Genomic DNA, 12,983 nt, shown 5'->3' on the forward strand with positions numbered 1-12,983 from the left:
CGGCCGTCACGGTGTCTAGACAGCGCGTTGATTGGGCAGATAGTGCCAAGGGGCTCTCCATAATCGGAGTGTGCTTGATGCATGTGGTCACAGGCGTAGATGGTGGGACATTGACCGCTTGGGGCCACTTTTCCACATTGTTGGATCCGCTGCGCATGCCACTATTTTTTCTTGTGTCTGGGCTGTTTTCCCATAGAGTGATCACGCGAGACCTGACGGATCTGTGGTACCGCCGTTTATGGTTTCTCCTTGTCCCATACCTGATTTACACACCGGTTCAAGCGGCGATCAGGTTGGACTTTATGGAGGAACTGACGGCAAGCAATCTGATTAAGGCGATCATCGTTGGGGATCCCGGATTATGGTTCCTCTATACGCTGATGTTGTACAACATCGCTGCGGTGCTCTTGCGCCATCAACCCCCGTGGTTGGCGCTCCTTATATCAACCGTGCCTCTGTTCGTAGGTTGCATGTCCGGTGCGGTGATGGAGCAGGGATACCGTCAAGCGATGATGTATGCACCGATCTTCTTTGCGGGACTACATTACCGACAGGTGATCTTCACGGTGGCTGCTAAGGCATCCCATGTGAAGGTGGTAGTGAGTGCTTTTGTGGTTTTTGCCTTGTGGGAGCTCATCTACCGGGGACTGGAGTTCTACTACTTCCAGGGTTGGGATGAGAAAATTGCAGGTGAAACTTCCATTCTAGCTTTGGTGCGAACCTTTACCGCGGTGCCGTTAGGCATCATCATTGCCGTGTGGATTTCGCACACGCCCGTGCTTTCTACTTTTGTGAATTTCGTGGGCAGAAACACCCTACCCATTTATGTGTCGCACCATGCTGCGCTGACATTTACTAACACCGTGATTGTGCCGTGGATGGCAGAGCAAACACCGGGGATGGCAGAGGCGCTGGCCAGCCCACACGTCAGTATTCTCCTGGGACTAGCTACCTGTGTGGTGTCTGGTGCTGTGTTCTATTTCGTGGGAAAAACACCGATTCTCAAGTGGACTCTCTTTCCACCGGCGCTTCCGCGGCGCCGTACCCATAGCGCGTCCATGGTGAAGATACAGGGATAGAGTAGAGCGCGTGCGTTATTTCTATGACACGGAGTTCATCGAGGACGGCCGAACTATCGATCTTGTCTCCATCGGCGTGGTGGCAGAGGATGGGCGTGAGTTTTACGCAGTGTCCACTGAGTTCGACGCCACTAAGGCAGGATCTTGGGTGCGCCGCAATGTGCTCAATCAGCTACCACCGAAGTCAGATGCAGCGTGGATGGACCGTGATACGTTGCGCCGCAAGCTTTATGAGTTCTTACTTCCAGACCATGTGCCGGGCACGCGCCTGGCTTATGCTGAACGGCCGGAGTTGTGGGCGTGGGTTGGCGCCTATGACCATGTCGCTTTAGCTCAACTTTGGGGGGATATGACGGGCCTGCCACGTGAACTGCCGCGTTTTACTCGTGAACTGAAGCAACTCTGGGAGATGGCAGGATGTCCGCGTTTGCCGGAGTCTCCGAATAACGCCCATGATGCACTCGCCGATGCCCGTTTTAATGTTGTGAAGTATCAGCTGTCCATGGAAGCGCTGCGTAGCGCACATTAATGCGGCGTACAAGAGAGAGGCATTAACGCGGATGTTGACGCACACACTCACAATAGAGTGGAGATAGCTGGTTTCGGGCAACAATGGCGTCGGGTGTTGATAGAAACACGCTAAGAACGACTAGCAGCCAGTAGGAGGAAAAACGGCGCTTGCGACACCCTAAAAGGGGTCAAAAAGGCAACGTAGAGCCCAAAAACGCTCTCACGTTGGGGGTGCGTGAGGTAACCGCGTATATTGATCAACATGGCTTGGACAATTGACGCCCCACTAGACGAACTCCCAGACTTGCCTCCGTTGCCGCAGAAAATCGCCGAGAAACTGGATGATGTCCTTTCTCGCGATGCCAAGCAACAGCCAAGCTGGGATCCAGAACATGCCGCCCGCGTGCGTAAAATTCTGGAATCGGTGCCACCGATCGTCGTGGCTCCGGAAGTTCGCCGCTTGAGCAAACAGTTGCGTGATGTGGCGCTCGGCAAGGCATTTCTGCTACAGGGTGGCGACTGTGCTGAGACATTTGAGTCCAACACCGAGCCACATATTCGCGGCAACATCAAAACCTTGCTTCAGATGGCGGTTGTCCTTACCTATGGCGCGTCCACGCCGGTAGTGAAGATGGCTCGCATTGCAGGTCAGTACGCGAAGCCTCGTTCTGCTGACCGCGATTCCTCCGGTTTGCTCAGCTACCGTGGTGATCTTGTTAATGGTGTAGAGGCTACCGAAGAAGCACGTACCCATGACCCATCTCGCATGGTTCGTGCCTACGCGAACTCTTCTGCGGCCATGAACCTTGTGCGTGCATTGACGAGCTCCGGAACCGCAGATCTCTACAAGCTGCATGAGTGGAACCGTGAGTTCGTGTCGAAATCTCCCGCCGGCGCTCGCTACGAGGCGTTGGCCGAAGAGATCGACCGCGGCCTGGAATTCATGAATGCGTGTGGAGTTTCCGATTCTCAGTTGCACATCGCGGATATCTATGCTTCCCATGAATCTCTTGTCATGGATTACGAGCGTTCAATGCTGCGCCTAGGCCACGATGAGGACGGCGACGATGCACTCTACAATTTGTCTGCTCACCAGGTCTGGGTCGGTGAGCGCACCCGCGGGCTGGAAGACGCACATATCCAATTCGTCTCTATGATCGCCAACCCTGTGGGAGTGAAGATTGGGCCAACCACGACGCCCGAGGAGGCAGTGGCTTATGTTCGCACGTTAGATCCGCACAATCAGCCAGGCCGCCTCACTCTGATCTCTCGCATGGGCTACGACAAAGTGCGCACTGTCCTGCCTAACATTGTCAAGGCAGTGGAAGAGACCGGCCATAAGGTCATTTGGCAGTGCGACCCTATGCACGGCAACACCTATACCTCGTCGAACGGATACAAGACGCGAGATTTCGACCGGATTATCGACGAAGTCCAAGGATTCTTCGAAGTTCACCGCTCATTGGGTACGCACCCCGGTGGCATTCACGTGGAACTCACTGGTGAGGATGTTACTGAGGTTGTTGGTGGCGGTCAGTCCATCACCGATGTGGATTTGCCGGAGCGTTACGCCACGACCGTGGATCCACGCCTGAACACTCAGCAATCTCTGGAATTGGCTTTCTTGGTTGCTGAGATGCTGCGCAACTGATTTCCCCTTCGAGCGATCTGGGGCGGTGCGTTAAGTCACAACGTCCTAGATCGCTTCATGCTCAGAAGCGATCTAGAAGCTTCGGAGGCGAACTGTGTCTCCCTCGGTAGCCCATGTGCGGGATGAGGGCGATTGGCTGTACACGAGGCCATCGGCAGGCCCGTCAATCTCTACACTCAAACCTCGCTGTTCGAGGCGCGTCTTTGCGCTATCGGCTTTGGATCCGAGAACCAGCGGTATGCGCACCGCGTTTGAGAGTCGGATTTCAACTTCGGTGTTATCGGCAGGATTAATGAGCTCCCCAGACGCAGGTGACTGTTCCGCGACTTCACCGTTGTCCACGTTACGGTCTGAGACGGGATCGCTGGTTATCGGGCTAAGACCCGCTTCGCGTAGTGTCTTGCGAGCATCATCCTCGTTCATCCCGGTCACGTCAGGAACCTTGATGGCGTTGCTCATCACCAACGTGACGTCGGAGCCTCCGGCTACTTCTTTACCCTCGCCAGGTTGAGTGCCGATGGCGTAGCCTTCTTCGACGCGATCGCTGAACTCCTTAATGATTGAGTTGACGTTGAGGTTGGCCGATGCGAGCGTGCGCTTTGCACGGGACTCGCTTTGGCCCTCGACATCCGGGATGGTGACTGGCCGTGGGCCTTTGCTTAGATGCACTTTTACTGTGGAGTGTGTGGGCACTTCACGGCCAACCGGAGGGGTGGTTGTGGCGACATCCCCTTTTGCCACGTCCTCAGAGAATACTTCGTCGCCGAGGACTCCGGTGAGTGTGCGTTCCGACAGGCGCGACGTGTAGCTGGAGAAGTTGTCATCTGTTCCAGGTTGGGGGACGGTTGGTTTACCGAGGGATACGAGCACCGATACCTGGCTTCCACGCGGCGTTCGTACGCCAAAAGAGGGATCGGTTCCTATGACGGCATCGCGGGCATCGTCGTCCGAATAGCGTTGCTCGAGAGTTGAGGTAAAACCAGCAGATTCAACTGTATCTTGGGCGGTTGCTTGATCCATACCGAGCACATTCGGTACTTCACCGTAACGCCCGCTCGTCAACCACCATGAACCGGTTGCGATCAGTGCAACGAGAATGAGGATGATCAATACCCAGACCACGGTGCGGCCCGTTGATCGGTTGCTTATCGTCGGAGTTTGTTGGTGGAGGCCGTTCGACGCCACGACCGAGCCCGCTGGACTGTGATGCATCGAGGCCGAGGGATATGGTTGTTGGCCGGGTGGAACATTCCATGCGGGATTCATGGGATATGCCGCATCGGGGCTGTGTGCGTCCTGCTGCGGACGGTCATGATGGGGGCGCAGCGCCTGTTCCGGCTGGAGCTGCGTATGGGCAGTCATCTCTGGCCGGTCAAAGAATGGTGAATCCTTGGTGACCTGTTGGCTTTCGAGATTCACTGCACGAGTAGACATAGATTCGTCATCCCAGGACAAACGCTCCCCAAAGTCGGCTCCCGCCAATGCACGGCGTACTGCAGAGTTTTCGGGGGAGGGTACGCGAAATGACGGTAAGCTGAGCTGTCGTGCTGCCTCGTCAACTGCCTCCAGGAATGCTGCGCCGTCAGCGTAGCGTTGATCCGGTTCACGGGAGGTTGCTACGGTGATGAGCTCATCGATGACTTCGGGGACACCGTTTATTTCCCCTGAAGCCAAGGGAACATTGCGATGAAGACGAGCCATGGCTGTGGCAATAGGGGTGTCTTCGTGGAAAGGGGTGTGGCCAGTGAGCAGCTCGAAGAGGAGCACGCCGGCAGAATAAACATCTGAGCGCTGGTCTAGGGATTTTCCCTGCACTTGCTCGGGCGACAAGTATCCTACGGTTCCGATAACTGTGCCATCAGCTGAGGTCGCTGCGGTACTGTTGACCCCGGTGGAGATGGCGCGCACCAATCCAAAATCTGCCAACTTCACTTGGTGGGTATCGCTGATTAGCACGTTATCCGGTTTAATGTCGCGGTGAACCATCCCGGTGGCGTGAGCGACAGATAAGGCTGTGAGCACTGGTTTCATCACTGCCAATGCTGCGTGGGGTGGCATGGGGCCGCGTTCTTTAAGCAATTCCCGGAGAGAACCACCTACCACTAGTTCCATCACCAGAAAGACTAACTCCCCGTCGACACCTTGATCGAATACGTTGACCAACGCAGGGTGGTTGAGTTTCGCGACAGCGCGAGCTTCTCGCTCGAAGCGGGTGCGAAATGTGCGCTCCTTAGCCAAGCTTGGATCCATGACTTTAACGGCTACCTCGCGGTCAAGGCGGGTATCCACAGCGGTGTAGACCGTCGACATCCCACCCCGGGCTATGCGTGCGCCGATGCGGTAGCGATTGTCTACAAGGTCGCCAGGATGCAGTGAACTCACAGTTCCTTAGACCATCCTTCCTCTGTGTGGAGCACCAAATGCATGTAAGTATACGGCCACGAACTCATAATCTATCGAAGGTGGGCTACAGTGGCACCTGTGAACAACAAGCACGTCAACTCTAGTGAAAAGTCAGTGATCCTCGAAAAAGATACCGGGGGTTTACCTGCTGGCCAGGAAGTGATCTCCATTCCCGACGCCGCCGAGCGTATGGGAGTAGTGGTCACCAAGGTCATGGATTTGCTAAATAAGGGGCAGATCCTGTCCGTCCGTGTCAAGGGAGTGCGCTATATTCCAGAGCGTTTTTTCAACGATGACGGTGAGCTCAACAAGTTCGTTCCGGGCGTTATCGCACTGCTCGCTGATGGCGGATATACGTCGGAGGAGATCTTGGGGTACCTCTATGAGTCCGATGATTCCCTACCTGGACGCCCCGTCGATGCCCTACATGGGCACCTCGCCCGTGAAGTCATGCGCCGAGCTCAGGCGATGGCTATTTGATCGTCACGTAGAAGGTAGTGGCTGCGAGCATGTAGCCATGGATGGGTTGCAGGCCTTCGGGGGTGAATAAGCGTCAAACCCAAGGCGAGGCTATGCATCTGGATCTACATCTGGATCTCGCGGGGCTGTGGATGCAGAATCCACTCGTCTGTTTTCTCCATGGGTCGACGGGGCGCATAACCCAAGCAGGCACGGGTCATCCAGAATGTCAGCAAGCAAACGCCTATAACCCACCACAGGCTGTAGAGCCGGTTATTGCCCCCACCGTCAAACATCATGGACATCGCTAGGCAGAACCATGCGGTGAAGAAGATCATGCGTCGGTCGAAGGTCCACACCCCGATGAGGGCCAGGGCAGCCGTGTAGTACCACGGTAATGTCACCGAGTTGAACACACAGGTTACAAGGTAAGCCAACGTGGCACCCTTGAGTGCTAGCAGCTCGTCCGTACGAAAAACCCACCACACAACGATGAGCCCTAACATCATCAGGATTGTTGAGAAGGGCCGGACAGCGTTGACCACCACATTAAAGGTGATGTCGCTGTCGAACGTGGACCACAGCGGGGTGATGCTTGAGGCAATGAAAGAAGGCAATGCAAGCGGATTGATGACCTTGGTATTGCCGGTGACCTCCGCGATCCAACCCCACGTCTGACCGGAAAGCATGGTCACCAGAGAGACCACCGCACTGGTGATCCCCAACATGGCGATTCCAGTGGCGCAGAGCGTGAGCACGCGCGTGAACGTTTCACGGAATAGACCACCTGGGGCTCTGCCTGCGATTCGAGCGACAGCAATCCATCCAAGGAATGGCAGTGCGATGAACGCCGTGGCTTTAATTGATACCGCCATGGCAATCAACGTTGCACCGGCGACAAGGCCGCGCCATGGACCCATCTTCACACCCGCATATAGACCCACTAGTACGAGAGCCATCATGATGTTCTCGTTGTGCATGCCACCGATGAGATGGATGATGGACAGCGGGTTGACCACCCCCAACCACACGGCCACCGACGCACGATGACCGAAGTGGCGAGCAAGACGGGCGACCGCCCACATCATCACTACAACAGAGGCGATGGATAAGATCTTGTAGGCGAACAGTCCAGCGGTGATGTTGTCTCCAGTTACGCTGGTGATCAGGTCGCCGATCCACAAGTGCAGCGGCCCGTACGGGGTTGTTGTGTTTCGCCAGTCGGCAGAGACCTCGAAGAGAAGAGGGCCAGGGTTGGCTGCCGCCCCGTGCTCGTAGGCATTGATGCCGTCACGTGCCAACGTTCCCTGCATGAGATAGGAGTACAAGTCGCGTGACATAATCGGCCCGGCAAAAAACAGCGGTGCGATCCACGCCGTTGTCATTTTCGTGGTGAGTGAACGCCCGTGGCGCAGAATGTGGCCGCCCACGACGATCCAGCTAAGCATCAGCAGGAGGACGCCAATCCACATGATCACCACCATGATGCCGGTCATATGGCCGAAGGTTAAGGATGTAAGCCCTAGAGCTTGCATGATTCCGCCGCGCGTACGCGTGGCGCCGCACATGTGCGAGGTGATGGCAATGATGATCGAGCCTACGAGACCGCAGACATAGGCTTGTTGCCATGTGATCCGGCGTAATTTATAGGTCCACCTGTTCATCGAACTCCGCCTCCGGTGATACGACGGGCTGCCAATGCCCCCGATAGCAGGACGGTTGGTACTCCCACGCCCGGGGTCGTACTGGAGCCAGCGAGGACCAGATTCTTTAGCCCATAAGCATTCATATTTCGGGGCCTAAATGGTCCCGTTTGGAAAAAGCTATGTGCCAGTGAGAATGGGCTGCCTTGGCCATAGCCATAACAGTGGTGCCAGGTACGAGGGGTGTCGATTCTTGCGATGGACAGGCTGTCCTGAATCTGACCGAAACCTCGAGACTCTAGTTCTCTGAGCAGTTCGTCGACATAGCGGGTTGCTAGGTTGTCCCAGTCGATGTCAGCGGAGTCCAAGTTCGGCGTCGGTGCCAGGATGCTGATGGGTTCGTAGCTTTCGCCGTTGGCGTCGGAAATGATACGACTTGGTGCGGACACGGCGGGGCGGGTGATCAACAGGGAAGGATCGCTCATGATATGGCCTCGGCCTCGAGCGGCCGTGATTTCTGCGAAAGTGTTCTCCCATGCATGGCCGAAGCTCATTGTGTGGTGAGCCTGCGAAGTGAATTTCTCCGTCACTCGTGTGGGGATGGTTCCGTGAACGACAACCGCTGAGGGGGACCATCGCAAGGGGAGCAGACGCTTAGAAACTCGTGGGATGTGTCCAACCAATTTGTCGAGGATGGGTAGGTCGACGGTTGCGATTACCGCATCGGCTAGAAGCAGGTCACCATTATCTATTTCGACGCCAACAACTCTGTCACCTTCGGTGCTCAACCGAGTGGCGCGTGTGCCGAGCATCAGCTTCGCACCAGCCTGCTTTAGCGCACCGGCAATAGCTTCTGCGGCTTCTCCGATACAATGCGCCGGGTAATATACCCCCATGCTTGTGTCCATATGGCTGATCACCGAATAAACCGCCCGCGCTCTGGAAGGGGTTTCGCCGGCATAGAGTGCCTGGAAGGTGAAGAGCCTTTCCAGCTCCTCATCCTTGATATGTGCACGAGTGTGCTTGGCTAGGCTGCCGAAAGCACCGAGGCTGAGCAGCCGTAGCAGATCTGAGCTGGACGCCGGGGTAGAGACGAGGTCCAGCGCAGAATCGAAGTCTGCGGCGAGAAAGTTCTCGTAGGAGGCGGTGAACATCTCTTGAGCCCACGCCCTGTGGTGACGGTATCCTTCCACATAGCGGCGTGCGTCATGCCCAGCGCCATACTTTTCGGTGGCGAAGATACGGATCTCCTCTTCCATGCGTGTCTCATCGGCATATACGTTGATGCTGCGTCCTGACGCGAATTGCGCATGGTACGCGGGGGAGAGGCGCCGTGGTGACCACGTCGGAGGCATGTGCTGGCCTAGCGCATGCACTGTGGATTCCACCAGAGACGGCATGGTCAGTACGGTGGCACCTGTATCCGCTTCGAATGTGCCGTGAGTGCTGGAGAGCGTTTCAGTGCGGCAGCGGCCACCTACCTGCTCAGCAGCTTCAATAATCGTGACCTCCCTGCCGGAGGCTCGAAGACGGGCAGCTGCAGCAAGACCGGACAGCCCTGCACCTATCACCACTACTCGGTGAACGGTGCCGGGAACTTTCTTACGGGTAAGCGCGCGGGTCATTGGCACCAAGGGACGAGGAAGAGTGAGGTGATGGCGTGCTTCGGAGCCGGTGCGCAGAGTCCGCTGTTTCATGGCTTGTCAGAACTTTCTGTCGTTGAGCTTTGTTGTCAGCGCCACAAGCTCGGAGGTAATGGCGTCACTCAGTCCCGCTGCAGTGAGGGTATCGATGGCGCGCTGGCTATGGATCCTGATGTAGTCCTCAACAGTTTCTTCAGCACCGGTGGCGATAATGAGCTCGCGCAGATCGTTGATCTCTGGTTCTTCGTGAACCACGCCTAGAGCATCGCGCAGTTTCTTGACCTGGCTCTCTGTCCCCTTGTGCAACGCCAAATTGATCAATGCCGTGCGTTTACCAGTGCGCAAATCATCTCCACTAGGTTTGCCGGTCACAACTGGGTCACCGAATACACCTAGTTGATCATCGCGCAATTGAAAGACCAGCCCAATGTCATGGCCAATCCGACGCAACATGTCTACCACTTGCGGATCCGCCCCGACCATGGCGGCGCCGATATGTAAAGGGCGAGCGACGGTGTAGCTGGCTGTCTTATATTCGATGACCTTGAGGGAATCATCCACGCTTTCGCTGCCGGTATTCTCCAAAGTCACGTCGAGGATTTGCCCGGCAATCACTTCAGTGCGCATAGCGCGCCAAGGAGCTCGAAGCTTGTGCAGAGCTTTATGCCCTAAGCCGGAATCCAGGAGCATGTCATCTGCCCAGGCAAGAGCCAAGTCACCTGTTAAAATCGCTTGGCTTATCCCGTAGTGTTCAGGGGAACCCAGCCAGCCTTTCTGGCGATGCTCCTCTTCAAATTTGCGGTGCGTGGTGGGATTGCCGCGCCGGGTGTCTGATTTATCGATGATGTCATCGTGTACCAAGGCGCACGCTTGAATGAATTCAAGCGCCGAGATTGCCGAAAGTAGTGCCTTGGGGTTGGGTGTGGCGTCGGGAAAGGGGACCGATAGGCTGCCGCCTCCTCCCTCTAAACCGGCGCGAATACCAGCCCAGGCGAACATGGGGCGTACACGCTTGCCACCCAGAAGAATGAAATCCTTGAGATAGGAAATAGCTTGGCCGAACTCGGAACCGATGGAGCCGAACTCCTTGGAACTGTCCGCAAAATACTGGTCGAGACATGCGTTGACGGCCTCAGGGACAGCAGACAGAGGAGCCGTGAAGCTCCACTGAGAATCAGGAGAATTCATAATCCTTGAGTTTACAGTGTGGAGATCGCTCCCCCGCGTCCAGCGCTAGGTGGACGTGCCGTTAAAATCTGTGCTCATGGCAACCATTCGTAGGCAAGTCGCGGTCTCGGAATCTTTGAAACTCACTACGCCTGGGCGTGTCCCGTTCAGCGTGGAATTCATGCCGCCGCGCGACGATGCCGCCGAACAGCGACTGTGGGGGGCTGCCGAAGCGTTTCATGACCTGGGCGTGAGCTTTGTCTCCGTGACCTATGGAGCTGGTGGTTCTACCCGTGAACGCACCTTGCGAGTGGCAGAACAGTTAGCCACCAAGCCGCTCACCACCCTGGTGCACATGACCTTGGTGAATCACACCGTCGACGAGATTAAAGAACTCATCCGCAACTTCGCCTCCGTAGGGCTTACTAATTTGTTAGCCCTACGCGGCGATCCTCCGGGCGATCCCAATGCCGAATGGATTCCTACAGAAGGTGGATTGCTTTACACCAGTGAACTGATTGAGCTTGTAAAGTCCATGCCCGAGTGTGAGGACTTTGATATTGGAATTGCGAGTTTCCCAGAAGGCCATTACAGGGCGGCTGATCTAGAAGCGGATACGACATACACGTTAAAAAAATTACGTGCGGGAGCGGAATACTCCATCACCCAAATGTTTTTCGATATTGAGCATTATCTGCGATTGAGAGACCGGTTAGCGGCAGCAGATCCGGAGTATGGAACTAAGCCGATCATTCCTGGCCTGATGCCCATAACTTCGTTGCGCGGAGTGCGCCGGCAAATGGAATTAGCGGGGGCAAGCTTGCCGGCGTCCTTGGAGAAGAGATTGCTAGCGGCTGCCGCTGGTGACGAGGTGAAGAACAAGGCGGCGATTCGTGAGGTGGGAATCGAGGTAACCACCGAGATGGCGGAGCGTCTCATTGCCGAAGGAGCCCCGGATCTCCATTTCATGACGATGAATAACGTGCGCGCTACCCAAGAGGTATTGCATAATCTCGGCATGGCTCCGGCGTGGGGTCCGGGCTATGGACATGATATGGTGCGCTGATCTACCATGTGAGCTGGGCAAATGTAGGGTGAAAGTTGCAGCTTAATCAGTGTGGGGGCGTGTGCCCGGCATGTGTGTTGCGCGTTCAAGAATAGCGAAAGGACGTGCATCTGATGGGAAAAGAAAACCGCGGAGGACGTCTGTAAACCCTAGCTTCCGGTAAAGCCTCCAGGCGCCGTTGGACTCACCTTCAATCTCTGGCGTGGAGAGCATGACTTTGCTTGTGCTCACTGATTGGAGATGGGTGTGGAGAAGAGCCTTGCCAATTCCACGGCCCTGGAGATGGGGAGAGACGTGAATCTCTGAGAGCTCGGAGTAGTCCGTCAGTGTACGGTGTGCTTCCTCTCTTGAATGCCCTGCGAGGATAAGTCCGCGATAAACCTGCTGATACCACCATGTGTCAGGGGTTCCGTGGAAACTGAAGCAGATACCGGCGCTGCGTTGCCGCATGTCATCGAGATTGGGATCGACTCCATCACCATGAATAAGCGCGATGTGACTGAGGAAGTCATAGCGGCCTGTGCTAGAAAGCCAGAGATCTTTACGTTGGTGAAACAGGGAAGGGGAGTAGTTCATCGCGGCAAGGTGAATGTCTACCAGTTCATCAATGCGGCGAAAAAACTGCCCAGGAGTAGCCGGGAGTATGGATACTTTTGCCTGGGCGGCGGGAACGGAAAAACCGGCATCATCTGGCATAGCAATTATGTTGCCACGATTCTTGTCGGGACGAGAGCAGTATCGAATAGTTCGAACATATGTGCTATAATAGGGGTGAAAACAAGATAGTTGTCCGGCACCTTCATAGACTGTTGCTAAATATGCGAGCGAGAGAACCGCTGCTGGTCGTGCCCAGAAGTGACAGAGAATTGGCTGCGTGGTGATGACCACCAAAGGAGGAAATCATGGCTACGGTGCATAGGATTAACGGGACCATGAGGCCGAGTGCCCAGGCGTTCATTGATGATGCCGAACGTCTGCTTGAGCTCGCGCGCGTGTGCGAGAAATCAGATGACTCGGTGGTGTATTCCTATCGTGCGGCCTTAAGGGCAGCGGGAGCTCTCATTGAGTGGGCTATGCATAAGCGTAAGCGTTACCCAAAGGGATCTGCGTGGGACAAGTTGCGGAAGCTTGACCCTTCCATGAGCACATGGGCGGCACATTTCGAAGCGCATGCCCGGTTGGCCAGTCGCGCCGGGATGGGTTTAGAGAGGGGTGTGGATCCGACGGTTGCTGAGCAGATTTACAGACAGGCGTGCGAACTTGTTGATGTGGCTCGGGGTCGTTTGGGTTATATGCCAGATGTTGCCTAATTGTGGTGGCTCCGTGCGGATTGCTCGTAGAAATACGGAAAGCATACGAGTC

General features: G+C 55.8%; 11 protein-coding genes. 6 read left to right on the top strand and 5 right to left on the bottom strand.

Annotation, left to right across the window (positions count from 1 at the left end; translation table 11 throughout):
* Positions 1-11 precede the first annotated feature (11 nt).
* The 3 genes from GP473_RS03350 (at position 12) to GP473_RS03360 (ending at position 3,240) form a co-directional block, all read left to right on the top strand.
* Positions 12-1,079, top strand: coding sequence for an acyltransferase family protein (locus GP473_RS03350; protein ID WP_186277142.1), 1,068 nt, complete (start codon positions 12-14; stop codon positions 1,077-1,079).
* Between the two features lie 10 nt (positions 1,080-1,089).
* Positions 1,090-1,608 (top strand): polyadenylate-specific 3'-exoribonuclease AS, encoded by a 519-nt coding sequence (locus GP473_RS03355; protein ID WP_185769119.1) that lies wholly within the window; start codon positions 1,090-1,092, stop codon positions 1,606-1,608.
* 243 nt (positions 1,609-1,851) lie between these two features.
* The gene (locus GP473_RS03360; protein ID WP_185769118.1) at positions 1,852-3,240 is read left to right on the top strand and encodes a class II 3-deoxy-7-phosphoheptulonate synthase; all 1,389 of its coding nucleotides are present in this window, start codon (positions 1,852-1,854) and stop codon (positions 3,238-3,240) included.
* 72 nt (positions 3,241-3,312) lie between these two features.
* Here GP473_RS03360 and pknB read toward each other — a convergent pair whose 3' ends face one another.
* The gene (gene pknB, locus GP473_RS03365; protein WP_186277143.1) at positions 3,313-5,622 is read right to left on the bottom strand and encodes a Stk1 family PASTA domain-containing Ser/Thr kinase; all 2,310 of its coding nucleotides are present in this window, start codon (positions 5,620-5,622) and stop codon (positions 3,313-3,315) included.
* A 135-nt stretch (positions 5,623-5,757) separates the two neighbouring features.
* Here pknB and GP473_RS03370 point away from each other — a divergent pair, with 135 nt between their 5' ends.
* Positions 5,758-6,123 carry an Rv2175c family DNA-binding protein gene (locus GP473_RS03370; RefSeq protein ID WP_246394958.1) on the top strand — a complete coding sequence of 122 codons (366 nt, stop codon included), beginning with the start codon at positions 5,758-5,760 and terminating at the stop codon, positions 6,121-6,123.
* 104 nt (positions 6,124-6,227) lie between these two features.
* On the opposite strand, the gene GP473_RS03375 is transcribed toward GP473_RS03370, so the two are convergent.
* From GP473_RS03375 to GP473_RS03385, 3 genes are read right to left on the bottom strand one after another with little or no spacing between them, the layout of a single operon-like run.
* Complete coding sequence (locus GP473_RS03375) at positions 6,228-7,766, bottom strand: alpha-(1->6)-mannopyranosyltransferase A (protein ID WP_185769116.1); 1,539 nt, start codon at positions 7,764-7,766, stop codon at positions 6,228-6,230.
* On the bottom strand, positions 7,763-9,442 hold the full coding sequence (crtI, locus tag GP473_RS03380) for a phytoene desaturase family protein (protein ID WP_390625285.1): 1,680 nt from the start codon (positions 9,440-9,442) through the stop codon (positions 7,763-7,765). The genes GP473_RS03375 and crtI overlap by 4 nt, the downstream gene beginning before the upstream one ends.
* 6 nt (positions 9,443-9,448) lie before the next feature.
* Positions 9,449-10,576, bottom strand: a complete 1,128-nt coding sequence (locus GP473_RS03385) for a polyprenyl synthetase family protein (protein ID WP_185769115.1) — start codon at positions 10,574-10,576, stop codon at positions 9,449-9,451.
* A gap of 76 nt (positions 10,577-10,652) precedes the next feature.
* Here GP473_RS03385 and metF point away from each other — a divergent pair, with 76 nt between their 5' ends.
* The gene (metF, locus tag GP473_RS03390; protein ID WP_185769114.1) at positions 10,653-11,621 is read left to right on the top strand and encodes a methylenetetrahydrofolate reductase [NAD(P)H]; all 969 of its coding nucleotides are present in this window, start codon (positions 10,653-10,655) and stop codon (positions 11,619-11,621) included.
* Positions 11,622-11,663: 42 nt separating this feature from the next.
* On the opposite strand, the gene GP473_RS03395 is transcribed toward metF, so the two are convergent.
* Positions 11,664-12,317, bottom strand: coding sequence for a GNAT family N-acetyltransferase (locus tag GP473_RS03395; RefSeq protein WP_185769113.1), 654 nt, complete (start codon positions 12,315-12,317; stop codon positions 11,664-11,666).
* A 206-nt stretch (positions 12,318-12,523) separates the two neighbouring features.
* On the opposite strand from GP473_RS03395, the gene GP473_RS03400 reads away from it, so the two are divergent.
* Positions 12,524-12,931: an SAV_6107 family HEPN domain-containing protein gene (locus GP473_RS03400; protein ID WP_185769112.1), complete on the top strand. Its 408-nt coding sequence runs from the start codon at positions 12,524-12,526 to the stop codon at positions 12,929-12,931.
* Positions 12,932-12,983 lie beyond the last annotated feature (52 nt).

It is taken from the genome of Corynebacterium anserum (assembly GCF_014262665.1).
In the GTDB taxonomy this organism is placed as follows: domain Bacteria; phylum Actinomycetota; class Actinomycetes; order Mycobacteriales; family Mycobacteriaceae; genus Corynebacterium; species Corynebacterium anserum.

What these genes read in the sequence shown, in the direction of transcription:
- GP473_RS03360 (WP_185769118.1), top strand. Translation starts at nt 1,852, where the DNA reads ATGGCTTGGACAATTGACGCCCCACTAGACGAACTCCCAGACTTGCCT.
- GP473_RS03375 (WP_185769116.1), bottom strand. Translation starts at nt 7,766, where the DNA reads ATGAACAGGTGGACCTATAAATTACGCCGGATCACATGGCAACAAGCC.
- crtI (WP_390625285.1), bottom strand. Translation starts at nt 9,442, where the DNA reads ATGAAACAGCGGACTCTGCGCACCGGCTCCGAAGCACGCCATCACCTC.
- GP473_RS03385 (WP_185769115.1), bottom strand. Translation starts at nt 10,576, where the DNA reads ATGAATTCTCCTGATTCTCAGTGGAGCTTCACGGCTCCTCTGTCTGCT.
- metF (WP_185769114.1), top strand. Translation starts at nt 10,653, where the DNA reads ATGGCAACCATTCGTAGGCAAGTCGCGGTCTCGGAATCTTTGAAACTC.
- GP473_RS03395 (WP_185769113.1), bottom strand. Translation starts at nt 12,317, where the DNA reads ATGCCAGATGATGCCGGTTTTTCCGTTCCCGCCGCCCAGGCAAAAGTA.
- GP473_RS03400 (WP_185769112.1), top strand. Translation starts at nt 12,524, where the DNA reads ATGGCTACGGTGCATAGGATTAACGGGACCATGAGGCCGAGTGCCCAG.